Consider the following 26,135-nt stretch of genomic DNA (forward strand, 5'->3'; position numbering starts at 1 on the left):
GCGGCCTCGGGTTATTGAGCGGCTGCCGCACGCATGGCGACCGGCTGAGCAGTGACCGGCATGCCGGGCATAAATACTTTTTGCAGACCGGCGATGATGACCTTGTCGCCAGATTGCAGACCCGATTTAACGATGCGCAAACCATCCACCATCGCGCCAGGCTGGATATCGCGCCGCTGCGCTTTACCTTCGCCATCCACCACGTAGACATATTTGCGATCCTGGTCGGTCAATACCGCTTTATCATCGATCAGCACCGCCTCGAACTGCGCGCTGCCGGGCAGACGCACGCGGGCAAACAGGCCAGGCGTAAACTGCCGCTGTTGATTGTCGAGCAGGGCGCGCATACGAATGGTGCCGGTGCTGGCGGTCAGCTGGTTATCCAGAAAGTCAATTTTGCCCTGGTGCGGGAAACCCTGTTCGCCGACCAGCGCAATCTCAACCGGCAGCGCATGGCGCTGCTGGCCCTGACGCGCCATCGCCTGATAGTTCAGGAAGGTGTTCTCATCGACATCGAAATAGACATACATCTGCTGCTGCGACACCAGCGTGGTTAACACACTGGCGCTGTCGCCGGCGGTCACCAGGTTACCGGCGGTGATCATCGCCCGGCTGGCGCGGCCATCAATCGGCGCGGTAACGCGGGTGAAGTCGAGGTTCAGCTGCGCCATATCGACCGCGGCCTCTGCGGCCAGCACATCCGCCTGCGCCTGGCTGGCGGCAGAACGACGCTGCTCCCACGCTTCGCGGGAAATCGCCTGCGTGCCGATCAGCTTCTCGCTGCGGCCCGATTCGCTGCGGGCCAGACTCGCCTGACTGCGCGCCCGGGCCAGTTCCGCTTTGGCCTGCTCCAGCGCCGCGCGGTAACTCCGGTCATCAATGGTAAACAGTACCTGACCTTTTCTGACCTCATCGCCTTCACGATAGTTAACGGCATCAATGTAGCCAGAGACGCGCGGACGCAACTGCACGCTCTGCACCGCTTCAACCCGGCCATTGAAATTATCCCACTGACTGACCGGTTTGATCAGCACGGGTGCGGCACTCACTTCAGGCGGCGGGGGAGCGGCGTTTTGCGCCACACCCTTATCGCAGCCGCTCAGTTGCGTGATGAGCAGTACCATCCCTAAGAGGGTTAAACCCTGACGAACCCGGTTCGTAATCATTGTTGTTATTCCGCGATAGATATAAACAGGCGGCCTGCAGGCCAATATTTGCAACTTTTAAGATTGCAATTAATCGCGGTGAGTGTAGGCTTGCGTGGCTGGCAACTGCAAGAATAACAGATACACTTTATGTGCGGTTTAGGGCAGGGCGATGAAAGCCTGAACAACTTAGCTAAAACCCCACAAATAGTGCGGCATTTAATGTACTAATAAAACTTGCATTAAATGGCATAGTCAGCCACCCTTAAGTGTAACTGCAACTGATACTAATACTTTTCGCCACGGCGACAGGAGAGACTGGAATGATGAGTGATGCTTTTATTCACGATTTAATCGACTGGATTGATAACAACATCGAAGCACGTCTGGATCTGGATACCGTTTCAGAGCGCGCGGGCTACTCCAAATGGCACCTGCAGCGCATGTTTAAAGAGCACACCGGTTATCCACTGGGTGAATACATCCGGGTTAAGAAGCTGAAGAAATCAGCCGACCGCCTGACCAGCACTGATGAACCGATTCTCAATGTGGCTATCTCGTTAGGTTTCGACTCCCAGCAATCCTTTAACCGCAGCTTCAAACGCCAGTATGGCGTCGCGCCGGGTGCATGGCGTCGGCACAGCGGGGATTCGCACGCAGCATAACCTCGCCAGGGCCAGCTTGTCTGGCCCGCGCTTTTCTCTGCGCGCAAAACTGGTATCATCTGCGTCCTGTCGTCACGGATGCCATCATGTCAAAAAAACTCTGGATTGGACTTTTTCTCGTCCTCGCGGCCTGTTTCTACGGCCTTAAACCCTATCTGAATTCCGTTTCAGCCCCTGCCCAGGCCGATATCGCCACCCTGACTGACGCCCATACCGTGGCGCGCTGGGTGCTGCAGCATCAGCAACTGCCGGACTACTACCTCACCAAAAACGACGCGCGCAAGCGTGGCTGGAATCCGGCTAAAGGCAACCTGTGTGACGTGTTGCCAGGCAGAGCCATCGGCGGCGATCGCTTTACGAACCGTGAAAAGCGTCTGCCCGCGCGTGCGGGCCGTCAGTGGTATGAAGCGGATGTGAATTATCGCTGCGGGCATCGCGACGCCGATCGCCTGGTTTACTCCTCTGACGGGCTGGTGTTTCTCTCCACCGATCACTACCGCAGTTTCAGGCAGGTGCCCTGATCATGCTTAATCTGACCTTTGACCTGCGTCAGCTCACCACGCGCGCGGCGTTTTATCAGCAGTTTGCTGAGCAGAGCGGCTGTCCGCAGACCTTCGGACATAATCTGGATGCGTTATGGGACTGGCTGACGGGCGGGATGGCGCTGCCTGCGACAATGTGGTTGCAGCACTATGCCGCGCATCAGGCCGATTTAGCGCCGGTGCTGGCGCTGCTGGAAGAGGCGGCGCAGTCGCTGGAGGGCGAACTGCGCCTGATCATTGATTAAGCGCGTAGCGGCTTGAGCAGCGCAACCAGCGCTTCGCGGGCTGCCAGCGGCAGATCGCCGCCGCCGGTGTAACCATTATTCTCAATGATGACCTGGTTCAGCCCCACCAGCCAGTCGTAGATATAGTAGGCCGTGTGGTTGGCCGGGGCGGCAGAGAGTCTGGTCAGACGCTGACCGGAACTGAAGCTGACGCTGGGAGCCGGAGGCCGCGAGAAAATCACCTGACCCCGATTAACGCGGCTGGCAGGGCGTTCATTTTCAGGACGCTGTAAAAAGCCGAGCCAGGCCACAAAATCCCCCAGCACCGTCATCGCCCGCGTCACCTGACGATCCGCGCGTGATTCATGGCTGACGCTCTGCGTATCGGGCTCATGCAGCGCCAGCTGCAGCTTTTGCGCGATATCGGTGCGGAATCCGGCCGTGATCAGCTCCTCAACCAGCCACTCCATCGTTGGCTTATCCACGTTCAGCAACGCCAGCAGGCTGCGGTTTTCAGGCAGCTGACGCAGATGATCCAGCCACAGCAGCAGCACCTGACGCGGATACTGCTGCGCGCTCTGCAGACTCTGACGCGGCTGAACCGGCGCTTCAGCCGGGCTCTCACTGAACAGATCAAATTCAAACCCGATGCCAAACTGATTTTCCGGGGCCTGACTACTGGCCGGTTTGCTGCCTTGCAAGGCCGACTGATTGAGCCACAGCTGACGCAGCGCCTCACGCGGCGGCTGCAGGCGTTCCAGCAGCTCGCCATGCAGGCCGGTCCGATGCTGTAAACACTTCAGTAGCGTATCGGCGATATTCTGTTTGCGTGCCGCCTGTTCCGGGCTGGCACCCGCTTCGGTCCAGGGCAATAAACGCCGCTCCACCACAGTGTGCTGAATCTGCGCCAGCTGAGCCAGCAGCATGTCGCGGCGCGCTTCCGGCTGCATCTCATCCTGCAACCAGCTCGCCATGCGGTCGACACCCGCGCGATCCAGTGCCAGCATCGATCCCCAGTGCTGACCGGGCTGTCCCATCTGACGCTGCACCGCTTCATCCACATTGACCTGTTGATGGCGGGCATCGAAAGGGGTAATCGCCCAGATCAGACGCGGTTTCTCTGCGGATTCCTGTGCGGGCTGCTGACGCTGCCATTCGCGCAGCGTTTCGCTGGCGAGGTCGGCATCCTGACGCTGGCTGGCTGCGGTACAGACCAGCAGCAGATCAATTGCCTGACGCGCGGCGTAAAAACCGGGCAGCAGGGCACGTTTCTGTTCCAGCAGTTGGGCACGCAGCGGATCCTGCTGCTGCAGGCGCTGACGATCTTCCTGGATTGCCGCGTCACCGGACTGGCCTGGCGCGGGCAGTTCCAGCATATCAGCATCATCATAGAGTGCGGTTCGCGGTGTGGAACTCAGCGGGACCAGCACTTCCAGCGTCAGCAGCGCCAGTAATCCCAGTGGCACGTTCTGCGCCTTACCGATGCGGTTACCATTCAGCGGGCAGACTTCCACCAGCTGCTGCTGATCCTGCTCACTGGCCGGCACAATCAGCTGCTCGGCCGGCAGCAGTGATGCGTCGGTCAGCAGGCTCAGTGGAGCAAGCACCCGGCTGCTGTTACGCAACTGGTGACGCAGATGCAGCAGGGTGCGCAGCATCTCATTCAGTTCAGGCTGACCAGGCCACAGCAGTGAAAAAAGCTGTACCCGGTCGTCAACGCTGAGCCAGGGCGCCAGCTCAACCGCCTGCGGCCAGAAATGACGATCAAGCCGCGCATCGTGGTGCGCACGGCGACGGCACCAGGACCAGAGTGTTACCAGCGCATCGCCTTCCAGACCCGCCAGCGGCGTGGCGAGACGATGACGCTGCAGGCGCTGCAGTGCGCTGTCGATCTGTGCGGTGTCGGGCGTTGTCGCGCCGGCACAGGCGACTATCAGCCGTACGATCTCCGCTTCACTCAGCAGCGTCAGTTCAACCGGCCACTCGTTTGAGAGCGGCTCGCGCTGATGGCTGAAACGGGTGGCGGTAGCAAAATCGAGGTTGCCGGGATTGATATGCTGAAACCAGTTCAGCAGTTTATCACCCATGCGGGTCACTAACTGGCCCTGTGCATCGGCCACCATTTCGTTCAGCAGCCAGGCCTTACCCGCCTGCGACTGGCCAAACAGCGCCAGCGTCACCGGACGCGCCACCTGTTGCGCCAGCGCCTGAGTCTGCACGCGCGCCTGGCGCAGTTGCAGCGTCAGGGTTTCTGCTTCCAGCGCCAGACGCGGCGACTGCTCACGGCTGCTCTCAATCCAGGCCAGACTGTTATTCAGGGCGTCCTGCAACAGGCCAAGACGTTTTGCCAGCGTTTGCGGCTGACGGGGTTTCAGGGCTTTCATCGTTTACACACGCTCCCGCTGTCAATCCAGTATTGCGCATTGGCATTGCCGGTCGCCGACAGGGTATTCAGCTTAAGACTCAACTGCTCCAGCGGCACGCGGGTGCCATCATCCAGACGGGCATCGCTCAGCACCAGACTTTCCGGGCCGGACGCGTCGGGTCCGGCTTTTACCGCCAGCCGGATGCGCAGCACGCTCTCACCGGCCACTTTACGCGCCAGGGTGGCGTCGTTCAGCGTCAGGCTATAGAGCGGCGAGGCGGGCCAGCGATCGTTATCAAGCTGGCGGAAGCCGAGACAGACGTTGCCGCGAATACGGAAACTGCGCTTTTTATCCAGCACATAGCCGGGATCGTCGAGGTCAATTTCGCTGTAGCAGAGGTTCTCGTCCGTCAGCGCCTGGTTTTCGTCGAGCATGCCAAGATAGCGAATCGTCGAGTAGGGTTCAAAATCGCCTGCGCGGAACCAGAAGCTGCTGAGGCGCAGATCCAGCGCCAGCAGGCAGAGCATCGCGCCGACCGCCGCGGTCGATTTCGGGTTGTCGATGCGGCCATGTTTGTTAAACGGATACCAGTCGCTGGTGTGATAGCCTTCCAGCGACAGTATACGGCTGCCCGGCAGCGGTTGCAGATGACGCACCAGCGCCTGAATGCCCGGGAAGCGCGACGGGCGACCGGTCAGCAGCAGCACGTCACACTGATAGAGCGACACCACTTCACACATTGAACGCAGCGCCGGGATAATCGCCATCCGGTGCTGCATAAATTCACCGTGCAGCTGTGACAGGCTCACCACCAGCGGCACCTGCAGCAGGTCAAAGCGGCTGTTACCGCCCAGCTCGCGCTGAATCTCGCCGTTGACGAAGGCCAGTACCGCTTCGCCCGGAGGCTGATCGACCAGCTCGCCAAACAGCGCGTTAATCTCCGCATGGCTCTCCAGCGGATCCCAGTTTTCGTAGCGTTCCAGTACCGCCTGCGCCAGCGGAATAAACAGTTGTAAGGTGATCTGCTGACGCAGCGTGGCCTGACCGTCCATGCGGCTGTCGTGACCAAACAGCTTGTTCATCAGCGGTTCCGCCAGCGTCAGGCCCGCTTTCTGCAGATGCTGCTGCAGCGCCGGTAAAATCCACAGCTGAATCACATCCAGCAGGATATCGTCGCCCGCGACTTTAAAGCCTTCGCGGAACAGCAGTCGCGGCGTGATTTTGACGTTGTTGCCCTGACCATCATCCAGACGATACTGGGTGATGGCGAGGTCAGTAGTGCCGCCGCCGATATCAATCGAGGCGATGCGCAGGCTCTTGCCTGGCAGTTCGTCAGCATCGCGCGGGCGATCCGGACGGGCCATGCTGCTGAAAAAGTCTTCGGCACGACCGGCAAAGTTGACCTGGGTTTCATTAAACAGCCAGACCATCTGACCACAGGTCGCTTCATCCCACTCCATCTGCACATCCGGCAGCGGTTTCGGGTTCTGACGTGGCAGTGATGGTGAAAGGTCATCTTCGTCAGCCAGCCAGCCTTCCGCTTTCCAGACCAGCGCCAGCGCTTCCTGCATCCGGCGGCGGAAAATTTCACGCTCCGGCTTCGGCATCGCTGACGGCAGCGTCAGGATCACATGGCGCAGCTGACGTGGCGCGTGGCTCTGTGGCATCCGCTGACGCTGTGCCGCGCTGTTCATCTGCATCAGCGCCTGAGCCAGCAGCTCACACAGCATAAAGGTCATCAGCGAACTGCGGCTGTAGTGCGGAGAAAAGACCGGCAGACGATCGTCCGGTGCCAGCGTCGAGAGCGGCTGGCCTTCGTCGTTGAGCAGGGTGGTAAAGGGTGCGGCATAGGCCAGCGGTTCAGCCTGCTCGCCGGGCGTGTTAAAACGCCAGCCTGGCTGATAGCGCGCCTCATCCCACAGATAACGGCGCGGGCTGGAGAGGCCGGTGCTGCCTTCCAGTCCCACACGCTGCAGGGCCAGACGGCTTGCTTCACGGCCGACGCGGGTCAGAGAAGGCCACATAAAGGCCTGCTCACGACCGCTCTCCAGCGAGAAGTTCGCTTTGCCAAAACGGGTCTCGGCAAACTCCAGACGACTGTCAAACAGCTCGTTATAAACCTGATGCGGCTGCGACAGATCGCGCAGCTGCAGCTCATAGGTCTGCTTCAGGCCGTTGCTCTCTTCCGGGTGATCTTCCACCAGAATGCCGCAGGTATGGGAGTTACCGACATCCAGAATGATATCGACATTGACCGCCGGGGTCTGCAGCGTGGCGGCCTGAATATGGATCTCGCTGAGGTCGAGCTGTTCGCCCAGCAGCTCCAGCAGATTGAGGTAGTGCGCCTGATACTCAAACTCGCGCAGCGCCTGATTAATCGCCTGTTCGCGGCGATCGGAGACGCGGTCGGTAAAGGATTCGCGCAGCCAGCCGTCAACCCAGGTCAGGTCAAGAAAATCACCCAGCTCGTAGTTGTGCCAGGCGAGCGCAAAGGTCACACCGTTCTGAGCATCAGCCGGGCTGAGGCCGAGCTGTTCACCGCCATCCTGTTCCGCCACGCAGCGGGTATCAAAGGCCAGGCTGACGCGATGGGTATTGCCTGCTGCATCGGGCGCGGGCAGCGCAACCAGACGCATCCGCGCCCAGTTTTCAGGACCGCCGATAAAACGACGTCCGCTGGCACAGCGCAGCATCGGCAGCGGCAGCCAGCAGGCTGACAGCAGGGACAGTGAGTCCGCCAGCGCGATATCAGACTCCGGGCGCACCACTTCCGCAGCGCCGCCATCTTCCGGATAGAGCAGGAACTTACCGCTGTTGCCATCGACGTTCAGGCGCAGCAGAGGGCCGTTGGCGGTCTGGCGCACAAACTGGCGGCGCGCCGGGGTATCTGAGAGTTGCAGGCCGAAATCCAGAAACTGCACGCCGCTGTTTTCAATCAGCGAAATTTTTTGTTTGTCATCGATCAGGGGAGCCAGCATCGTTATTTACTCTCACGCTTAATCGTCATCGGGAAGACCCGGTCATCAGCATACTGCGCTTCACACACTGCGGCGCCGATACTCGCATGGCAGACCAGCAGTGGCATACGGTAGCGCGAATTGTTCTGGCACTTCGCCGTGTAGCGGCTCTCAATCACCAGGTTACCGGCGCTGGTCATGGCCGCGCTGACATCCGCTTTACAGGTAGTATTGCCCTGGGCGATCTGCACGCTGCCTTTGCCGTTTTTAAACTGGAAGCGCATTACCGGAGGCTTACCGGTTGGCGTCGGCATCTGGTCGATAGTGACACGCCAGCGGCCATCAATCACCCGTACCTGGCCATCGCGCACCGCATCCGGCGTCACGATCAGGTCATCGGGTTTGGCCGGAACCGGCGCCGTCACCGTTGTGGCAAGGGTAGCAGATGAGGTTGCCGGTGCGGTATCGGTGGTGGTGTTGGCCGGTTTCTGCGGCTGCGATTCGGGAAGTTTTTCCGGTGCTGCCTGCTCGGCAGGTGGGGTGACGGACGGTGTCGCCGCCACCGGTGCCGGAGTCGCAGCAGGAGCCGGAGTGGGTACCGTCGCCGGGGCTGACGCTGGCTTCGCGGTGGCAACCGGTGTTTTTACGGGCTCTGAACGATGCAGCAACACGGCCACCGTCACGGCGGCAGCAATCGCCACCGGCGGTAACAGATACCAGACGCGGAAACGGCGGCGAGCCGCTACAGGCGTCGCCGGCTGAGCTTCAACGGGTGCCGCAACCGGCAGCGGTTCAGCCACAGATTCAGGTTCAGGTTCGGGCTCAGCGATTATCTCTGGTTCAGCGATGACCGGCGCGGCAGGCAGCTCAGGCAGCGGTTCAACCAGCGCCACCGGCAGGTTCTCTTCCAGCGTGTCACGCAGGCAGGCCAGCGCGTCATCGCGGCTGCGCGCCTGGGCATCGACAAAGCCCCAGAAGGTGATGACCGGTTTGCCATCAACCAGATAGACATACTGCTGGTCGGGGAATTGCAGGGTTTTGCTCAGCAGCGCACCAAACAGCCGCATTGATGGATTCTCTGCCGCGCGCGCGCGCGTACTGAGATCCTGCATATCCTGCTGACAGGCGGTGAGCTGTTGCAGCGCCGCGCGACGTTCATGATCGCTGGCACCCAGCCAGGATTTCACCCGGCCGCTAAAAGGGGCATACCAGTCGAGGCGATCGCCCCGTTCATTGGCCTGAGGAATGGCCAGGCAATCTGCCAGTGCGCTCTGACGGCGCAGGCGCAGGGTTTCACGAATTTGCAGTGCTGAGGCGTAGACCGGCTGGCCATTTTCACCTAACGCCAGAACTGCATCTAAATTACCGCTGCGCAGAAAAGTTTTTGCCACCTGTTGGGCCCTTATCGGTCGTTGTCTGAGGCAGAAAATCGCGTGTTATCGACGATTAGGTTGATTTTACGCGGGGCAATGACAAATCAAACGGCAGAAAAAGGGGGTAAATCCACTGTTTTTTTCACCGGCTGACGGAAAAACCACCGCTATTTCAGAGAGTATGACGCAATCAGCCGGATTTGCGCACCAGCAGCAGGTGGGCGATGACGCCGCCCGCCAGTCCCCAGAAGGCCGGACCAATGCCCAGCAGCGAAACGCCGGATGCGGTGATCAGAAAGGTGATCAGCGCGCTGTCGCGTTCGGCAGGCAGATCCAGTGCGCGGTGGAGGCTGCCACCCAGCGTGGCAAGGAGTGCCAGACCCGCCAGCGCCTCAATCAGTACCACAGGCAGGGCACTGAACAGCACGGCGATCAGCGCACCGGACGCGCCCGCCAGCAGATAGAAGATCCCCGCCAGCGCCGCCGCGCGCCAGCGCTGCTGAGGATTTGGGTCGACCTCATCGCTCATGCAGATGGCCGCCGTAATCGCCGCCACGCAGACCGAAAAACCCCCTAATGGCGACAGCAGCAGCGCAATTAATCCGGTCCAGCTCATCAGTGAAGAGACGGGCGGACGGTAGCCGTGCGCCTGTAGCGTGGCGATGCCGGGGGCGTTCTGTGACGCCATCGTCACCAGGAAATAGGGCACGCCGATCCCCAGCAGCGTGGTGAGCGTAAAGTGCGGCATCACCACTTCCGGCATTGTCAGCCTAATCGGCTGCGGCGGAAAGTGAATGGCGTGCTGTGCCAGCGCGACGGCAACACCCACCAGCAGCGTGACCAGAATTGCATAGCGGGCCAGCCAGCGGCGGGCCAGCAGCCAGGCCAGGCACATGCTGCCGCACAGTACAAAGTTACTTTGCAAATCGGCAAAGGTCTGCAGCCCGAAGCGCAGCAGAATACCTGCCAGCATCGCCGCTGCCAGTGAAGCGGGAATGTAGTTCATCAGCCGGGCAAACAGGCCGGTGACGCCGCACAATACGATCAGCAGGTTGGCGAAAACAAAGACGCCTACCGCCTCATTCAGCGAAACGCCGTGAAAACTGGTCGCCAGCAGCGCGGCGCCGGGCGTTGACCAGGCAGCGAGCACCGGCATGCGGTAGCGCAGTGACAGGCCCAGCGAGGCGATCCCCTGCGCAATGCCCAGCACCGACAGCCAGCCGCCAATCTGCGCGGGCGTGGCGCCCGCCGCCTGAAACATCTGATAGATAATCGCGCCACTGCTGCTGTAGCCCACCAGCACAGCCACGAAGCCGGAAACCAGCATCGGCAGGGTAAAACGGGGAGGTTCCGCTCTCGTCATGGTCAGACTCTTTATGAGGTTGTGCGTTATAGCGCACATGGTCGCATGATGCGCTATAACGCACAAGTGTTACACTATTGCCATAACGTCACTCACCAGGATGACGAGAAAGCAGGAGAAAAAATGGCGGATTTTCAGCAACACCTGAGCAGCGCGCTCAGACAGTTGCGGCAGGCCAATGGCTGGAGCCTGACGCTGACGGCGGAGCGAACCGGCGTCAGTAAAGCGATGCTGGGCCAGATTGAGCGCGGCGAATCGAGTCCCACCGTGGCGACGCTGTGGAAGATTGCCACCGGTTTCAACGTTCCCTTTTCCTTTTTTATCGACGGCAGCGTGTTGCCTTCAGGCGCCGCGCCAGGATTCAGTCAGCCCAATGCCGACATGTCGGTACGGTCGCTGCTGCCTTACGATCCGCAACTGCGTTTTGATCTGCTGGCGGTGGAGCTGGCAGCGGGGGCGCAGAGTCATTCTTCGCCCCATGAAGCGGGCTGTGTGGAGCAGGTGGTGGTCATCGAGGGCGAACTATTGCTGGGCGTCGGTGACCTCTGGCGACGTCTGCTCGCCGGGGAGGCATTCCAGTTCAGGGCCGATGTGCTGCACAGCTACCGGAACCCGCTCAGCACGCCGCTGCGCTTCCACAGTCTGATCCATTATCTGCAGCGCCCGGACGTTACAAATTGATACCTGAGCAAACTACACAGTTTACCTTCGTATCTTTATACTTTCGCTTATCGATGGAGACGTGTAATGAGCGATCTGACTGAATCCGCTGCAATGCTGCGCATGCTGGTGGGCAAGCTGGGCCGCCGGTTGCGCGAGTCAGCACCGCCTGGCGAATTAACCTGGTCGCAGGTCGCGGTGCTGGGTCATCTGGTTCGCGATGGGGCGATGACGGTAACGCAACTGGCGGCGGCCGAGGGCGTACGCACCCAGTCAATGGGCGCGACCGTCGCCGGGTTACTGGCGGCGGAACTGGTGACGGGCGAGCCGGATCCCCATGATGGCCGTAAAACCCGCTATCTTCCCACGACGTCCAGCCTGGCGGTGATTACGTCGAGTCGCGCGATGCGCGATGACTGGCTGGTCCGGACGCTGGAAGCGCGACTGAGTCCGGCAGAACAGCAGCAACTGACCGACGTTCTCCCTCTGCTGCAACGACTCACTGACTATTAAATCTGAGGATTCAACATGGCTGTAACCACACTTGATGCAAAAACTGCGCTGATTGTTATCGACCTGCAACATGGCATTGTGGCATTGCCGCTGGTTCATGAACCGCAGCCGGTGATCGAACGCTGTGCCGGACTGGCTGAGGCGTTTCGCGCGCACGATCTGCCGGTTGTGCTGGTTAACGTGGCTGGTGGGGCGCCGGGCCGCAATGAGCAGGCACGTCACAGCGGCGAATTGCCCGCCGACTGGGCCACGCTGGTTCCGGCGATGGCCCCACAGCAAAATGACCTTACGGTCACCAAGAAAACCTGGGGTGCGTTTCACGCCACGGCGTTGCACGATGAGCTGCAAAAGCGCGGCATTACTCAGGTAGTTATTTGTGGTATCGCGACCAGTATCGGCGTGGAATCCACCGCACGACAGGCGTATGAGCTGGGTTACAACGTCACGCTGGCGACCGATGCGATGACCGATCTCAACCTGGATACGCACAACAATAGCGTGAACCTGATCTTCCCGCGCCTGGGTGAAACCGGCAGCTGTGAGGATATTAAGGCGCAGCTGAATTCGCGCGCCTGATTGGCGTGTGACGTTAAGCGTCGGGCCACCGCGACGGTGGCCCGTTGAGGGCAGACATAGCTCTTATCAAAAAACTGCGCCATGTTTCTCCCCAGGGGGCCGGACGAAACTCTTCATCAGCAATCGCTGACATAATGACATTCAAATTGTCATCCTCATTCTGAAGCAGGATGTTTATTTCATTCCGCGCTTCAATAACAGGCATGTCATGATCAATATAGCTCTGGAGCATTTCTTCGAGGGTACTGCCAAAGTCGTCATGATGGCAGCTTAAAAACACTCTTAACATGCCGGTTAGCGCCGGGTATTGTTTCTCGGGTTTATCACCCCATCCACGGATAAGACGTGAGAACATAGTAAGGTTTCCCGTTATAAGTTTGCTTAAGCAGCACCACGCGCACAGCGTAACAGGTTTCTTTTGCCGCTTTACCCTGCCTGAATCCATAACCCACAGCAGCCCTGCTACGATATACCAGTTCCAGAGGACTGGCGTTATTCCCCCAGTTCCCCCAATGAATGATCCGTAGTCGGTTAGCTTTCAGGGCTGAGCTGATCGCTTTTTCTGCAATCTGAACTGAATAATATGATGATACTGAGTGCATATTTGGGCTGAGGGCCAGCCTGGCGAGTAAATCATCATCAGAAATTGCGACGTGCTTAGCAATGGTGTGGCCGCCAGCCCTTACAGAGCTGACAGCCTCATGCTCAGCAATTTTAAACGTCCCCGCCCGGACGTATACAACACGGGCTGCACTAACAGTAAGTCCAAAGGCAGCTGGAACACCCACATCTATGGCCAGACCGATATTCCATGCTGCTGTGTCGTCAGCGCCAAATTTCTTTGCGAGAGCAACAGCCGTCTGGTAGGTGGCAGTTCGGGTATTCTGGCCGGTCAGCACCCGGTTAGCTGCAGCATTAATGCTATCCATACTGTGAGCACCAACGACAATACATGCTGCCTTGGTTATCCCGGTGGGTTCGGGAGCCATACACAATGCGGTTGCGCCAGCCAACTCCAGACTACCCATGAGCAGGTCAAGACCACCCATAAGACGGTTGCTCATTCCCTCGGATTCAGTAACTGACTTATCGGAAAGCACCGCCGCAAGATGTACCGGAGACATTGCAATTTGTAGCTCGTTGTCCATAACAATCAATCCTTAAAAGAAATTCAATTCGCGCGCCTGATTCGCGTGTGAAGGGAAGATCCGGGCCACCGCGACGGTGGCCCGAATTGTTTTACCGGAAGGCGTAACCCAGCGTTAAACCGACGCTGTAATTGCGGCCCGGCGCGGATTCGAAGTAGCGTCCATTACTCTCATTCACAATCACTGAACCCACATAGTGCCGGTCAAACAGGTTATCGACCCGGCCAAACAGATCCAGTGTCCAGTTCTCAACCAGCCACTTATAGCCACTGTTAACCGCTGCAACGGTGTAGGACGGGGTGTTCACGCTATTCTGATCTTCAGCGGCGATCTGGCTCAGATAACGCACCTCACTGCCTGCATAAAAGCCCTGTTCCGGCAGGTAACCGAGTCCGGCGTAAGCCATGTTACGGGCAATGCCAGGAATGCGGTTGCCGTCACAGCTGTCGCTGCCGCAGGCGTTAGTGCGATAGCGCGCATCCAGCAGGGTGTAGGCCATCTTCAGCCGCCAGTCCCAGGCAAACTGCTGATCCAGGCTTAACTCCAGACCGCGACGGCGGGTCTGACCGGCATTTTTATAGGTAGTGCGTCCGCCACTGCTGGTATCCGCCACAATCTCATCCTGGGTATCGGTCTGGAACAGCGCCGCGCTGATCAGGCCGTTGCCGATGCGTTTCTTGCTGCCAATCTCCAGCGTATCGCTGGTGGCCGGTTTCAGCCCCAGATTCAGACCGGTCGCGCCATCCGAGCGGTAAGAGAGCTCATTAATGGTCGGGGTTTCAAAGCCGCGACCGGCGGAGATCCACGCGTTCCAGCCTGGGTCAAAGGCATACTTCAGTGCCGCAGCGGGCAGCCATTTGTGATAGCGCGCATCACCGCTGTCGTCGCCGTTACCGGGCTGAATATAGAAGTCATTAGAGTCAAAGTTAACGGTGCTGAACCGCACACCCGCATCCAGCGACAGCTTATCGGTCAGTTGCCAGGCGGTCTGCAGATAGGGATCGAGCGTCCACATCAGGTTGCGCTCGTTGCGGCGAAGATTGCCCTGTTCGCCCAGTTGCGTCACCCCGTTGCTGACCGTGAAGTTTTCATAGCCCTTGCGGCGCTCGGTCATGGTTTCGTAGTCGAGTCCGCCGGTCAGCGCCACCGGAATAGACAGCAGCGTGTCGCGATGGGTCCAGCGGGTATCGACGCCCTGATAGTGGCGGGTCAGGGCGATCACGCCACCGGGATGAGACGGGTTGCGCTGCACGGCTGCGGGGATCGACTGGAACTGGGTAGTTTCGCGCATGCCCGCATAGAGCATCACGCTGAGGTCGTCATTTTCACTCATCTGGCGCTGATAACGCAGGCCGCCCTGAGTCTGATCGACAGTCTTACGGGTGTTATAAAGCGGGACGTTGCTGACCACCTGACGTGGATTGTCACGCCACTGCGCCTCGGTTAAGCCGCCGGGATCCTGCGCGTCAATGTGAACGCTGTTAAACAGCAGCGTCAGGGTGCTGACATCATCAATACGCACGCCCAGTCGGGCGTTGCCAAGGTTCTTCTGCGCAGCGCTGTGATCACGATAGCCGTGAGTGGTGAAGCGGGAGGCGGAGACGGTGTAGTTCACATCCCCGGCATGGCTGCCGTCACCGGTCGCGCCGCTGGCTTTGACGCTGTTTCGCCAGCTGCCGTAGCTGCCGTACCAGCTGCTGGCTTCAAGCGTGGTCGGCTGCTGACCCTGCTGAGTGGTGACATTGATCACGCCACCCGAAGCGTTGCCATACAGCGCAGAAAACGGGCCGCGCAGCACCTCGACATGATCAATCGAGCCGATATCGATATTGGAGGTCTGCGCCTGACCATCCGGCATGGTGGCCGGGATGCCATCCACGTAGATGCGCAGCCCGCGTACGCCGTAGGTTGAGCGGGAGCCGAAGCCACGCATCGACAGCTGCAGGTCCTGCGCGTAATTCTGTCTGTTCTGGATCTGCAGACCCGGCACGCTGCTGAGGTTTTCCGACAGGTTAACGCGCGGCGCTGCCTGGCGCATATCGTCGCCACTGACCACGCTCAGGGCCGCAGGCGTATCGAGTTCGTTAAGGCCCGTTTCCGGCGGTGCGGCCGTGACGACCAGGGTATTGTCATTATCCGCCGCCGCCACCAGCAGCGGCAGCGGCAAAATGGCAGGCAACATCAACAGCGTCGCCTGGCGCAGAGAGATTATTTTCATTATATGTGGCCTGAAAAAAGAGAGGATATGAACCAGGTGGAACAATTTCCGCATATGGTAAGGGTTTGATGCGCTGGGGTACATCGTTTCGGGCTGGATTTTTTCTCTGTTTACCGCCAGGCTGGAATCCATCTTTTGCAGTGATCAGGCGTCCGATTCACCCGGATGCAGACAAAAAACTCACGGGAGTCAGCATGAAACAACCTGAAGTGGCGGTTCTGGGATTAGGCGCAATGGGGCACGCATTTGCCGCCAACCTGCTGAAAAAAGGCTTTCACGTTCATGGCTGGAACCGCACCCGCGCGCGCGGCGAAGATCTGCTGGATGCGGGTTTGCAGCTGGCTGACTCGCCAGCCGAGGCGGTACGTCAGGCGGATGTCGTGATCGCCATGCTGTCTGATGGCGACACCACTGAGCAGGTGCTGCATCAGGTCAAAGAGGCGTTTAAGCAGGGCGCGACGCTCTGCCAGATGGGCACCATCGGCGTAGAAAAAACCGACGCGCTGATCGCCTTTTTCGCAGAAAAACGCCCCGATTTGTTACTGATCGACGCGCCGGTCTCCGGCACCAAAGCACCAGCAGAGAATGCGCAGGTTCTGGTGCTGGCCAGCGGCGATCAGAGCCGGGCGCAGGCCGCAGAAGCGGTGTTTGCTGCCATCAGTAAAGGCACCCAGTGGCTGGGTGAGGCGGGAAAAAGCACCCGGATGAAGCTGGTCATCAACAGCTGGCTGATTGGCATGATGCAGAGCCTGGCGGAGAGTACCCGGCTGGCAGAGCAGTTCGGCTTTTCCACCGACGATCTCTGGCAGGTGCTGGAGGGCGGTCCGCTGGCCGCACCGTATGCAAAAATGAAGCTCGGGATGATCGCCAGCGACGACTTCACGCCGCAGATGCATCTGGTCTGGGCGCTGAAAGATGCCCGCCTGGCGCTGGATGCCGCAGAGACGCCGCTGCCGGCGCTGGAGAATATCGCCCAGCTCTGGCAGCAGGCGGTGGAGGCCGGACACGGTGAAGAGGATCTGGCGGTGATCTACCGCTATCTGAAGGCGCAATGAGTCAGCAGCATTTTGACTTCAGCACGCGTCCGCTGGTGCCGCTGGCGCACGATTATCTGCACGGTGCCAGCGAACCCTGGCACCAGCATGCCTGTGCCCAGCTGATCCACACCCTGAGCGGCGTGGTAAGGGTAGAGACGGAGTATGGCAGCTGGATTGTGCCGCCGAGTCGCGGCGTCTGGCTGCCCGCATTTACCCGTCATGCGCTGCAGATTACCGGCAGTGTGGCGGCGCGCACGCTGTTTATCGATCCGCTGGCGCGCGCCGATCTGCCCGCCAGTTGTCAGGTGGTGCAAATCTCACCGCTGCTGCGCGAGCTGATTGTCACGGCGCTGAGCCTGCCAGAGCGTTACGCCGCAGGCAGTCGGGCCGAGCGGGTGATGGAGTTAATTCTGGATGAGATTCGGGGCATGGATGTGCTGCCCTTTGCGCTGCCAACGCCCGACAGTCCCCGTTTACAGGCGCTGTGCGAGCTGATTCAGCAGACGCCCGGTGAGAGCTGGACGCTGCTGCGGGCCAGTGCCCACCTGAATGTCTCGGGCCGCACTCTGGCCCGCCATTTTATGCGCGAAACCGGCCTGCAGTTCAGCGACTGGGTGCGGCGCGCCCGACTGGCTATCGCCCTGACGCGACTGGCTCAGGGCGACTCCGTGCTGCGGGTGGCGCTGGAACTGGGCTATGAAAGCCCCAGCGCGTTTAGTGCGATGTTTCGTCGTCTGCTGGGCGTCTCTCCGACTGACTATTTTCCGCCTGCAGAAACTGGCCTGCCGCGCTGAGCAGCGCCTGCAGGGCGGCGCGGGCGGTGTCATTGTCGATACTCACTCCCCAGGCTCGCGCGCCACGGGCATCCACGCAGCTGATATAGGCCACCGAGCGGCTGTCACTGCGTCGTCCCAGCGTATGCTCGTGATAGTCCTCAATGGTCAGATGCAGATCAAACGCGCTGCGCAGGGCATTGACCGCCGCCGACAGCCAGCCGTTGCCGCTGCCGGTCAGCGTCAGCGATTGCGTCTGATACACCACGCTGGCGCTAATCTGCGTCTGCCCGCCGCTGTCACTCTGGCTGTCAGCCCGCTGTAAGGCTACCGCGGGCTGCGTGACGCCATACTGGCGGCAGAAGAGCTGCCACAGCGCGTAGTGCGTCATCTCTCCGCCGTGCCGGTCAGTCTCCTGCTGAACACAGCGGCTGAAATCCTGCTGCAGCGCTCGCGGCATTTGTAACCCGTGATTCTGCTCCAGCAGCCAGGCAGCCCCGCTTTTTCCCGACTGGCTGTTAACGCGGATAACCGCCTCATAGCTACAGCCAATGTCGGCCGGGTCCAGCGGCAGGTAAGGCATCTGCCACTCTGTCTCCTGCTGTTCGGCGCGGATGGCAAACCCTTTTTTAATTGCATCCTGATGAGAACCAGAGAAGGCGGTGAAGACCAGCTCGCCCGCATAGGGATGGCGCGGATGAACCGGCAGCTGGTTGCAGCGGGTTACCACTTCAATCACCTCATGCATCTGGCTGAAATCGAGCTGGGGCGAAACGCCCTGGGTATAGAGATTCAGCGCCAGCGTCACCAGATCCACATTGCCGGTGCGTTCACCGTTACCAAACAGACAGCCCTCGACCCGGTCAGCGCCCGCCAGCAGCGCCAGTTCTGCGCAGGCGACGCCGGTGCCGCGATCGTTGTGCGGATGCACGCTGATGCAGACGGCATCACGGCGGCTGAAGTGACGGCAGAAATACTCAATCTGATCGGCATAAACGTTAGGGGTGTTCACCTCCACCGTGGCGGGAAGGTTAATGATCATCGGGCGCTGCGCGTCCGGTTGCCAGACATCGGCCACCGCCTCGCAGATCTCCAGCACAAACTCCGGCTCGGTAAAGCAGAAGGTCTCTGGCGAATATTCAAAGGTCCAGTAGGTTTCCGGCTGCGCCTCGCATTCGGCGCGGATCTGCCGTGCACCAGCGGTGGCCAGCGCCACGATTTCCGCTTTGCTCTGTTTAAATACCCGCTCACGAAACAGCGGCGCGGTGGCGTTATAGAGATGTACGATGGCTCGCGGCACACCCTGCAGCGCCACAAACGTGCGGGAAATCAGGTCCTCCCGCGCCTGAGTCAGTACCTGTAACGTCACATCCTCCGGGATACGCTGCTGCTCAATCAGGTCGCGGACGAAATCGAAATCCGTCTGCGACGCCGAGGGAAAGGCGACCTCGATCTCCCGGAACCCGCAGCGCAGCAGCAGATCCCAGAAGGCCATTTTGCGTTCCCGATCCATCGGTTCTGCCAGCGCCTGATTGCCGTCACGCAAATCGCTGGAGAGCCAGCGTGGCGCCTGGGTCAGCTGGCGTGAGGGCCACTGGCGATCGGGCAGGGTGATCAGCGGGGAGGGACGATATTTATCAGCGGGTCGGGTCAGCATAGGAGTCTCCTGTGGTTTTTTTACCAGTCTGCCGACACGCCTCCGGGTCCGCGCGCGCAGGGCTGACAACCTGACGCGCAAAAGTGACAATACCCAGCATGACCAGCATGACCAGCATGACCTGCGTGGCCCTGCGTGCGCTCCGGTTTGGTGAATCCGCATGGCAGGGTTAGCATGGTCGCCTGTTTATTTGGGTGGACTCATATGCTGATTTTTGACGGTCACAACGATCTGTTGCTTAATCTCTGGCTGCATCATCGTGATGCGCCCGCGCAGGCGTTTTATCAGGGGATTGAACGGGGCCACCTCGATTTTCCGCGCATTCAGCAGGGCGGGCTCGGCGGCGGGCTGTTTGCAATCTTTGTGCCTCCGCAGGAGTACATTGCCCGCACCGTTCCGGCACGTGCCGACGAGCCGTTTCAACCGCTTCAGATCATGTGGCAACAGCTTGAGATCCTGCAGCAGCTGGCTGATGCGTCAGGCGGGCGGGCGCGACTCTGCCGCAGCCATGACGAGATCGTCGCCTGCCGCGCCGCAGGCGTACTGGCGATGGTGGCACACATCGAAGGTGCTGATGCGTTGGATGAGGAGGGCGAGCAGCTGCACGCCTTCTGGCAGGCGGGAGTGCGCAGCATCGGGCCATTCTGGAATCTGGCCAGCCGCTTTGGTGAAGGCGTCAGCGGCACCTTTCCTGGCTCGCCCGACACCGGGCCAGGCCTGACCCGCGCCGGAGAGAGGCTGATTCAGCAGGCGAGTGACCTGAAGATGATGATTGACGTGTCGCATATGAACGCAAAAGCCTTTTGGGACACCGCCCGGCTCTCCAGCGCGCCGCTGGTCGCCAGCCACTCCAACGCGCATGCTCTCTGTCCGCAGCCGCGTAATCTGACGGATGACCAGCTGGTGGCAATCCGCGACAGCGGCGGTCTGGTCGGCATTAATTTCGGCAACGCTTTTCTGCGCGCCGACGGTAAACGCGACGCTGACACGCCATTAACAGAAATTGTTAAGCATTGTGATCACATGTTGAAGATAATGGGCAGCGACCATGTAGCCTTTGGCTCTGATTTCGACGGGATTACCCCACCGGCTGCGCTGGGCGATGTCAGCGGATTGCCGCGATTGCTCGCCGCTTTTCAGGAAGCGGGCTATGATCAGACACTGACAGAGAAACTGGCATGGGGAAACTGGCAGCGGGTTTTACATCTGACCGGGCTGTGATAACAATTTCCTGATGTTCCGGGCTTGATCCCGACGCGCCATTGGCGCAACATCTGCCTGGAAATTGTGACGGCGGTCTCATTCAATGCCGGTCACACTGATTTCAGGCAGCTCATTTACTGTTAACCAAGAGGAAGTAACTCATGTGGAAAAAACCAACTTTCGTTGATATGCGTCTCGGTCTGGAAGTGACTCTCTACATCTCCAACCGTTAATCGTTCTGCCCGCCCTCTGAGCGGGCATTTTTTTTCAACTTCTGGTTTTCCTCTATGTTTATCAAAATCCTCGGTTCAGCCGCGGGCGGCGGGTTTCCGCAGTGGAACTGTAACTGCGCCAACTGCCACGGCGTGCGTAACGGCACGATCCAGGCCCAGGCACGCACGCAATCGTCGATTATCCTCAGTGATAACGGCGAAGATTGGGTGTTATGCAACGCTTCACCCGACATCAGCCAGCAGATTCTGCATACGCCAGAACTGACCCGCAAAGAGGTGTTACGCGGCACGGCGATCGGCGCGATTATCCTTACCGACAGCCAGATCGATCACACCACCGGGCTGCTGAGCCTGCGTGAGGGCTGTCCGCATCAGGTGTGGTGTACGGCGGAAGTGCATGGTGACCTCAGCACCGGCTTCCCGATATTTCCTATGCTCACCCACTGGAATGGAGGCTTACAGCACCGTCCCATTGCGCCACTGACGCCGTTCAGCGTCGATGTTTGTGGTGATCTACAGTTCACCGCGATTCCGATTATCAGTAATGCACCGCCTTACTCGCCGTATCGCGACCGGCCGCTGCCGGGCCATAACGTGGCGCTGTTTATTGAAAACCGCGCGAATGGTCAGACGCTGCTTTACGCGCCAGGCCTGGGCGAGCCGGATGCGGTGATCCTGCCGTGGCTGCAAAAAGCGGATTGCCTGCTGATTGATGGTACCGTCTGGCAGGATGATGAGCTGCTGACTACTGGCGTGGGTCATAACACCGGCAAGGCGATGGGCCATCTGGCGCTGGCGGAAGAGCAGGGGCTGATGGCGCTGCTGGCATCGCTGCCGGCAAAACGCAAAATTCTGATCCACATTAACAACACCAATCCGATCCTCAACGAGCAGTCACCGCAGCGTCAGTTTCTGACGGAGCAGGGAATAGAGGTGAGCTGGGACGGAATGGCGATCCACCTTCAGGGCTAAAACATGCAGATCACTGACACGCTGTCGCCGCAGGCTTTTGAACAGGCCCTGCGCGACAAAGGCGCTTACTACCATATCCATCACCCGTATCACATCGCGATGCATAACGGTCAGGCAACGCGCGAGCAGATTCAGGGCTGGGTGGCGAATCGCTTCTATTACCAGACCACCATTCCGCTGAAAGATGCGGCGATCATGGCCAACTGCCCCGATCCGGCTACCCGTCGTAAGTGGGTGCAGCGCATCCTCGACCACGACGGCAGCAACGGCGAAGAGGGCGGCATTGAGGCCTGGCTGCGACTGGGCGAGGCGGTCGGGCTGACGCGCGAAGAACTACTTTCAGAGCAGCATGTGCTGCCGGGCGTGCGCTTCGCGGTGGATGCATATATTAACTTTGCCCGCCGCGCCAACTGGCAGGAGGCGGCCTGCAGCTCACTCACCGAGCTATTCGCACCGCAGATCCACCAGTCACGGCTCGACAGCTGGCCGCAGCACTATCCGTGGATCAAAGAAGAGGGCTATTTCTACTTCCGCAGTCGCCTGGGTCAGGCGAACCGCGATGTGGAACATGGCCTGGCGCTGGCGCTGGAATATTTCACCACCGCTGAGACGCAAAACCGCATGCTGGAAATTTTGCAGTTTAAGCTCGATATTTTATGGAGCATGCTGGACGCCATGACCATGGCATACGAGCTGAAACGTCCGCCTTATCACACCGTGACTGATAAAGCGGCGTGGCACACCACCCGACTGGTATAACAGATGAATGAAAACTCGATTGCCGCGTTTCGTCGCGGCTACCGCATGCAGTGGGAAGCCGCCCAGGATACCCATGTGGTGCTCTATCCCGAAGGCATGGCGAAGCTGAACGAAACCGCCGCTGCCATCCTTGAGCTGGTGGATGGCAAGCAGGATATCGCCGCGATTATCGCAACGCTGGATAGCCGTTTTCCGGAAGCGGGCGGCGTGGGTGCAGACGTTTTAGAGTTCCTGCAATCAGCCTATGAACAGAAGTGGATACAGTTCCGTGACCCCGCATAAACCTGACGTGAATCCGCCGCTCTGGCTGCTGGCCGAGCTGACCTATCGCTGTCCGCTGCAGTGTCCCTACTGCTCCAACCCGCTGGATTTCGCCCAGCAGGAGAAGGAGCTGACCACCGAGCAGTGGATTGAGGTGTTTCGTCAGGCGCGGGCGATGGGCAGCGTGCAGCTCGGATTCTCGGGCGGCGAGCCGCTGGTCCGTAAAGATCTGCCGGAGCTGATCAAGGCGGCGCGCGATCTCGGCTTCTACACCAACCTGATCACCTCGGGCATCGGCCTGACGGAGAAGAAGCTGGATGCGTTCAGCGAGGCGGGTCTGGATCATATCCAGATCAGCTTCCAGGCGAGTGACGAAACCCTGAATGCGGCGCTGGCCGGTTCGAAAAAAGCGTTTCAGCAGAAGCTGGAGATGGCGAAAGCGGTTAAAGCCCACGGCTATCCGATGGTGCTGAACTTTGTACTGCATCGCCATAACATCGACCAGATCGACAGGATTATCGACCTCTGCATTGAGCTGGAAGCGGATGACGTAGAACTGGCGACCTGTCAGTTCTACGGCTGGGCGCAGCTCAACCGCGAAGGCCTGCTGCCCACCCGCGAGCAGATCGCCCGCGCAGAGGCGGTGGTGAAAACCTACCGCGAGCGGATGAGCACCACCGGCAATCTGACCAACCTGCTGTTTGTGACGCCAGACTACTACGAAGAGCGCCCTAAGCCCTGCATGGGTGGCTGGGGCGCCATCTTCCTCAGCGTTACGCCAGAGGGCACCGCGCTGCCGTGTCACAGTGCGCGTCAGCTCCCGATAGAATTTCCCTCAGTGCTGACGCAAAGTCTGGACGATATCTGGTATAACTCATTCGGCTTCAACCGTTATCGCGGTTTTGACTGGATGCCAGAGCCATGCTGCTCCTGTGATGAGAAAGAGAAAGATTTTGGCGGCTGTCGCTGTCAGGCTTACATGCTGACCGGCAATGCCGACAACACCGATCCGGTCTGCAGCAAATCACCGCATCACGGCAAAATCCTTGACGCCCGGCGTGAGGCGGATTGCAGCGACATTAAAATTGGTCAGCTGCAGTTCCGTAACCGCAGCAACTCACAACTGATCTATAAAACACGGAACCTCTGATGAAAACGCGTTGCCTGGAGATAAACGGTCTGACGGTTGAACTGGTGCATCAGCCCGATGCCAGCCAGGCCGCCGCCCTGATTCAGGTGGGCGCGGGGAGTCACGACGAACCCGATCGCTGGCCCGGACTGGCGCATCTGCTGGAACATCTGCTGTTCACCGGCAGCACCGGCTGGCCTGATGAGGGCCGGTTGATGAGCTGGATTCAGACGCAGGGTGGCAGGGTTAACGCCACCACGCTGGCCCGGCGCAGCGCGTTCTTTTTTGAGGTCACGCCGTCGCTGCTGGCTGACGGGCTGGCGCGGCTGCAGGATATGGTCTGCCATCCGCTGCTTGATAATCAGGCAATCGGTCAGGAAGTGGCGGTGATTGATGCGGAATATCAGCTATTGCAGCGTCATCAGCCGTCACGCATTGAAGCGGCACTGCTGCACGCCGCCGCGTCACCTGCGGAATTCCACCGGTTCCATATTGGCAGCCGGGCGAGTTTTGGCGATGAGCTCTCTGCACTGCAGCGGGCGTTGCGCCAGTTCCACCAGCGCTACTACTTCGCCAGCAATATGCGGCTCTGGCTGCAGGGGCCACTCTCACTGGATGAGCTGGAACAGCTGGCGCGTAACGTTGCTGCCGCGCTGCCCTCCGGTCAGTGGCGACAGGATCTGCCACCGCCGCAGCTGACCAGCGATACCTGCTGGCAGCTGGCAGAGACCGCACCTGGGGCGCTATGGCGCAGCTGGATACTGGATAAGAGTGACGGTGTCACGTTATGGCGTGAATTTCTGCTGGATGAAGCACCCGGATCGCTGCTGGCTACCCTTCGTGAGCAGGGGCTGGCGGAGTCGCTGGAGCTGAAGTGGATCTATCAGGCGGGAGGCGCGCTCTGGCTGGCGCTGGGCGTTGAAACGCATCAACCCGAAACCGTTAATGTCTTGATCGACCGTTATCTGGATGCACTGCGCCAGACGAATGAGCCACAACATCAACACTATCACCAGCTGGCAAAGCAGCGATTTGTGACAATGTCACCGATGGAGCAGTTACGCCAGCGCGCAATCGGCTTTGCGCCAGATGAAGCCGTGCCTGCGTTACAGCCGCTGCTGGCGCGTCTCACCGACGCGCCGGGCACGCTGCTGTTCTGCACGTCGCACCCGGCTGAGGAAACCCTTCAGACGCAGGGATTCAGCCTTGCGCTGACCGCCTGGCAGCCAGCCCCGTCTGAGGCGCTACCTCCGGCGCATTTCACATTCTACCCGTTCGAGACTGCCTTAACGTCTGAGCCGCTGCCCGCACAGGCGGTGGCATTGCCGCATCATCAGCCTGATGACCTGCAGGCGACGCTGATCCTGCGACCAGAGTTCTGGTCAACGTTCACCGAAGCGGCAGGCGAAGCGCTGGGCCGGCGGTTACGTCCGCTGTTTGCCGCGTTGCGTCATCAGGGCGGCAACGGCAGCTGGCAGGAAGTGGAGGGCGTGTGGCAACTGACGCTACAACTGACGCCGGATGAGGCGGTGGCTGACCGGGCGCTGAGCCAGATTGTCGCCGCACTGACGCTGCCGGTTGAGGCGGCGCAGCCTTCTTCGGGGGAAAGCATCGCGATCCGTGCACTGCTGCGGCAGTTGCCCTGGCAGCTGGCCGCCACTATTACGCCACATTGCTGGCGGGCGGCGCTGAAAGGCGGCAACGCGGCACTGCATTCACTGATTGCCCGGCGGCTGAGCGCACTGTCGCTACCGGTTAATCCTGACACGCCGCCAAAGCGCATGACGACACAAACCGGTATGACGCGCCTGCCACACAGCAGCGCGGACAATGCTCTGCTGCTGTTTATCCCGCTGCATCGACCTGAACAGCTGGCGGCGCTACGCGCGCTGGCGCTGATCTACGAGCCGCGCTTTTTCCAGCGCTATCGCGTTGAGCAGCCTATCGGTTATGTGGTCAGCAGTCGCTATATGCGCTGTGCCGATGAAGATGGGGTGCTGTTTGCGCTGCAGTCGCCCGATTACAGCGCGCTGTCACTGCTGCGCTACTGCCGCAACTTCCTGCGGTCACTGAACGAGACGCTGGCGGGTTACGATCTGGCGGCACTGAAAGCGCGTCTTCTGAGCCGGGAAGTGGATCAGCCACTGGCGTGCTTACGCGCTGACAATGGCCTGGCAGAACCGGATGCGGCGCAGATTGAGGCGCTGACACTTGCGGATCTGCAACAGCTTCACCGCACGCTGATTCAGGATCGCCGCCGCTGGCGGGTGCTGTTCACCGGCGGCGAGAATGTGTAGCGCCCGGTATAAAGTTGCTGAATTTATTTGAAAATTACCGACAAATCTCTTCACTGTCTATTCC

24 protein-coding genes are annotated in these 26,135 nt (G+C 59.8%); 15 read left to right on the plus strand and 9 right to left on the minus strand.

Annotated features, from left to right (window positions below; genetic code table 11):
* Positions 1 to 11: 11 nt before the first annotated feature.
* Positions 12 to 1,166 carry an efflux RND transporter periplasmic adaptor subunit gene (locus tag ACK13D_RS04625; RefSeq protein WP_010245312.1) on the minus strand — a complete coding sequence of 385 codons (1,155 nt, stop codon included), beginning with the start codon at positions 1,164 to 1,166 and terminating at the stop codon, positions 12 to 14.
* A 302-nt stretch (positions 1,167 to 1,468) separates the two neighbouring features.
* On the opposite strand from ACK13D_RS04625, the gene ACK13D_RS04630 reads away from it, so the two are divergent.
* The 3 genes from ACK13D_RS04630 to ACK13D_RS04640 all read left to right on the plus strand — a co-directional run bounded on the left by ACK13D_RS04630 (position 1,469) and on the right by ACK13D_RS04640 (position 2,597).
* On the plus strand, positions 1,469 to 1,810 hold the full coding sequence (locus ACK13D_RS04630; RefSeq protein WP_009090299.1) for a helix-turn-helix domain-containing protein: 342 nt from the start codon (positions 1,469 to 1,471) through the stop codon (positions 1,808 to 1,810).
* 86 nt (positions 1,811 to 1,896) lie between these two features.
* Positions 1,897 to 2,331: a ribonuclease domain-containing protein gene (locus ACK13D_RS04635; protein ID WP_010670098.1), complete on the plus strand. Its 435-nt coding sequence runs from the start codon at positions 1,897 to 1,899 to the stop codon at positions 2,329 to 2,331.
* A 2-nt stretch (positions 2,332 to 2,333) separates the two neighbouring features.
* On the plus strand, positions 2,334 to 2,597 hold the full coding sequence (locus ACK13D_RS04640) for a barstar family protein (protein WP_010670099.1): 264 nt from the start codon (positions 2,334 to 2,336) through the stop codon (positions 2,595 to 2,597).
* Here ACK13D_RS04640 and ACK13D_RS04645 read toward each other — a convergent pair.
* The 4 genes from ACK13D_RS04645 to ACK13D_RS04660 all read right to left on the minus strand — a co-directional run bounded on the left by ACK13D_RS04645 (position 2,594) and on the right by ACK13D_RS04660 (position 10,674).
* Positions 2,594 to 4,960 (minus strand): virulence factor SrfC family protein, encoded by a 2,367-nt coding sequence (locus ACK13D_RS04645; protein ID WP_418795816.1) that lies wholly within the window; start codon positions 4,958 to 4,960, stop codon positions 2,594 to 2,596. The two genes, ACK13D_RS04640 and ACK13D_RS04645, sit on opposite strands and share 4 nt — an antisense overlap.
* Entirely contained in the window at positions 4,957 to 7,920 is a 2,964-nt protein-coding gene (locus tag ACK13D_RS04650; RefSeq protein WP_061703987.1) for a virulence factor SrfB, read from the minus strand. Before ACK13D_RS04650 ends, ACK13D_RS04645 begins: the two co-directional genes overlap by 4 nt.
* 2 nt (positions 7,921 to 7,922) lie before the next feature.
* Entirely contained in the window at positions 7,923 to 9,290 is a 1,368-nt protein-coding gene (locus tag ACK13D_RS04655; protein WP_342605929.1) for an SrfA family protein, read from the minus strand.
* A gap of 172 nt (positions 9,291 to 9,462) precedes the next feature.
* Positions 9,463 to 10,674 (minus strand): benzoate/H(+) symporter BenE family transporter, encoded by a 1,212-nt coding sequence (locus ACK13D_RS04660; protein ID WP_144340855.1) that lies wholly within the window; start codon positions 10,672 to 10,674, stop codon positions 9,463 to 9,465.
* An 84-nt stretch (positions 10,675 to 10,758) separates the two neighbouring features.
* Here ACK13D_RS04660 and ACK13D_RS04665 point away from each other — a divergent pair, with 84 nt between their 5' ends.
* The 3 genes from ACK13D_RS04665 to ACK13D_RS04675 all read left to right on the plus strand — a co-directional run bounded on the left by ACK13D_RS04665 (position 10,759) and on the right by ACK13D_RS04675 (position 12,384).
* Positions 10,759 to 11,316: a helix-turn-helix domain-containing protein gene (locus ACK13D_RS04665; protein WP_060680161.1), complete on the plus strand. Its 558-nt coding sequence runs from the start codon at positions 10,759 to 10,761 to the stop codon at positions 11,314 to 11,316.
* Positions 11,317 to 11,382: 66 nt separating this feature from the next.
* Positions 11,383 to 11,808: a MarR family winged helix-turn-helix transcriptional regulator gene (locus tag ACK13D_RS04670; protein WP_010245273.1), complete on the plus strand. Its 426-nt coding sequence runs from the start codon at positions 11,383 to 11,385 to the stop codon at positions 11,806 to 11,808.
* A 15-nt stretch (positions 11,809 to 11,823) separates the two neighbouring features.
* Positions 11,824 to 12,384 carry an isochorismatase family protein gene (locus ACK13D_RS04675; RefSeq protein ID WP_418795820.1) on the plus strand — a complete coding sequence of 187 codons (561 nt, stop codon included), beginning with the start codon at positions 11,824 to 11,826 and terminating at the stop codon, positions 12,382 to 12,384.
* A gap of 13 nt (positions 12,385 to 12,397) precedes the next feature.
* Here ACK13D_RS04675 and ACK13D_RS04680 read toward each other — a convergent pair whose 3' ends face one another.
* From ACK13D_RS04680 to pqqU, 3 genes are all read right to left on the minus strand, one after another.
* Entirely contained in the window at positions 12,398 to 12,739 is a 342-nt protein-coding gene (locus ACK13D_RS04680) for a contact-dependent growth inhibition system immunity protein (protein WP_033767169.1), read from the minus strand.
* The gene (locus tag ACK13D_RS04685) at positions 12,708 to 13,532 is read right to left on the minus strand and encodes an RNase A-like domain-containing protein (RefSeq protein WP_418795822.1); all 825 of its coding nucleotides are present in this window, start codon (positions 13,530 to 13,532) and stop codon (positions 12,708 to 12,710) included. The genes ACK13D_RS04680 and ACK13D_RS04685 overlap by 32 nt, the downstream gene beginning before the upstream one ends.
* Positions 13,533 to 13,623: 91 nt before the next feature.
* Entirely contained in the window at positions 13,624 to 15,750 is a 2,127-nt protein-coding gene (gene pqqU, locus ACK13D_RS04690; RefSeq protein ID WP_418795824.1) for a TonB-dependent receptor PqqU, read from the minus strand.
* Between the two features lie 68 nt (positions 15,751 to 15,818).
* Here pqqU and ACK13D_RS04695 point away from each other — a divergent pair, with 68 nt between their 5' ends.
* Both ACK13D_RS04695 and ACK13D_RS04700 read left to right on the plus strand, forming a co-directional pair.
* Positions 15,819 to 16,805, plus strand: coding sequence for an NAD(P)-dependent oxidoreductase (locus ACK13D_RS04695; protein WP_261308178.1), 987 nt, complete (start codon positions 15,819 to 15,821; stop codon positions 16,803 to 16,805).
* Positions 16,802 to 17,581 (plus strand): AraC family transcriptional regulator, encoded by a 780-nt coding sequence (locus ACK13D_RS04700; protein WP_010245094.1) that lies wholly within the window; start codon positions 16,802 to 16,804, stop codon positions 17,579 to 17,581. Before ACK13D_RS04695 ends, ACK13D_RS04700 begins: the two co-directional genes overlap by 4 nt.
* Here ACK13D_RS04700 and leuA read toward each other — a convergent pair.
* Positions 17,502 to 19,217 (minus strand): 2-isopropylmalate synthase, encoded by a 1,716-nt coding sequence (leuA, locus tag ACK13D_RS04705; protein ID WP_418795827.1) that lies wholly within the window; start codon positions 19,215 to 19,217, stop codon positions 17,502 to 17,504. The genes ACK13D_RS04700 and leuA overlap by 80 nt on opposite strands.
* A 204-nt stretch (positions 19,218 to 19,421) precedes the next feature.
* On the opposite strand from leuA, the gene ACK13D_RS04710 reads away from it, so the two are divergent.
* The 7 genes from ACK13D_RS04710 to pqqF all read left to right on the plus strand — a co-directional run bounded on the left by ACK13D_RS04710 (position 19,422) and on the right by pqqF (position 26,071).
* On the plus strand, positions 19,422 to 20,438 hold the full coding sequence (locus ACK13D_RS04710) for a dipeptidase (protein WP_236351746.1): 1,017 nt from the start codon (positions 19,422 to 19,424) through the stop codon (positions 20,436 to 20,438).
* 143 nt (positions 20,439 to 20,581) lie between these two features.
* The gene (gene pqqA, locus ACK13D_RS04715; RefSeq protein ID WP_010245082.1) at positions 20,582 to 20,653 is read left to right on the plus strand and encodes a pyrroloquinoline quinone precursor peptide PqqA; all 72 of its coding nucleotides are present in this window, start codon (positions 20,582 to 20,584) and stop codon (positions 20,651 to 20,653) included.
* Positions 20,654 to 20,707: 54 nt separating this feature from the next.
* Positions 20,708 to 21,625 (plus strand): pyrroloquinoline quinone biosynthesis protein PqqB, encoded by a 918-nt coding sequence (pqqB, locus tag ACK13D_RS04720; RefSeq protein WP_341576002.1) that lies wholly within the window; start codon positions 20,708 to 20,710, stop codon positions 21,623 to 21,625.
* A gap of 3 nt (positions 21,626 to 21,628) precedes the next feature.
* On the plus strand, positions 21,629 to 22,384 hold the full coding sequence (gene pqqC, locus ACK13D_RS04725) for a pyrroloquinoline-quinone synthase PqqC (protein ID WP_010245074.1): 756 nt from the start codon (positions 21,629 to 21,631) through the stop codon (positions 22,382 to 22,384).
* A 3-nt stretch (positions 22,385 to 22,387) separates the two neighbouring features.
* Complete coding sequence (gene pqqD / locus ACK13D_RS04730; protein WP_010245072.1) at positions 22,388 to 22,666, plus strand: pyrroloquinoline quinone biosynthesis peptide chaperone PqqD; 279 nt, start codon at positions 22,388 to 22,390, stop codon at positions 22,664 to 22,666.
* Positions 22,629 to 23,795 carry a pyrroloquinoline quinone biosynthesis protein PqqE gene (gene pqqE / locus ACK13D_RS04735; protein WP_418795830.1) on the plus strand — a complete coding sequence of 389 codons (1,167 nt, stop codon included), beginning with the start codon at positions 22,629 to 22,631 and terminating at the stop codon, positions 23,793 to 23,795. The genes pqqD and pqqE overlap by 38 nt, the downstream gene beginning before the upstream one ends.
* Positions 23,795 to 26,071 carry a pyrroloquinoline quinone biosynthesis protein PqqF gene (gene pqqF / locus ACK13D_RS04740; RefSeq protein ID WP_159226410.1) on the plus strand — a complete coding sequence of 759 codons (2,277 nt, stop codon included), beginning with the start codon at positions 23,795 to 23,797 and terminating at the stop codon, positions 26,069 to 26,071. Before pqqE ends, pqqF begins: the two co-directional genes overlap by 1 nt.
* Positions 26,072 to 26,135 lie beyond the last annotated feature (64 nt).

Source organism: Pantoea sp. K16 (assembly GCF_048452805.1).
Taxonomy (GTDB): domain Bacteria; phylum Pseudomonadota; class Gammaproteobacteria; order Enterobacterales; family Enterobacteriaceae; genus Pantoea; species Pantoea agglomerans.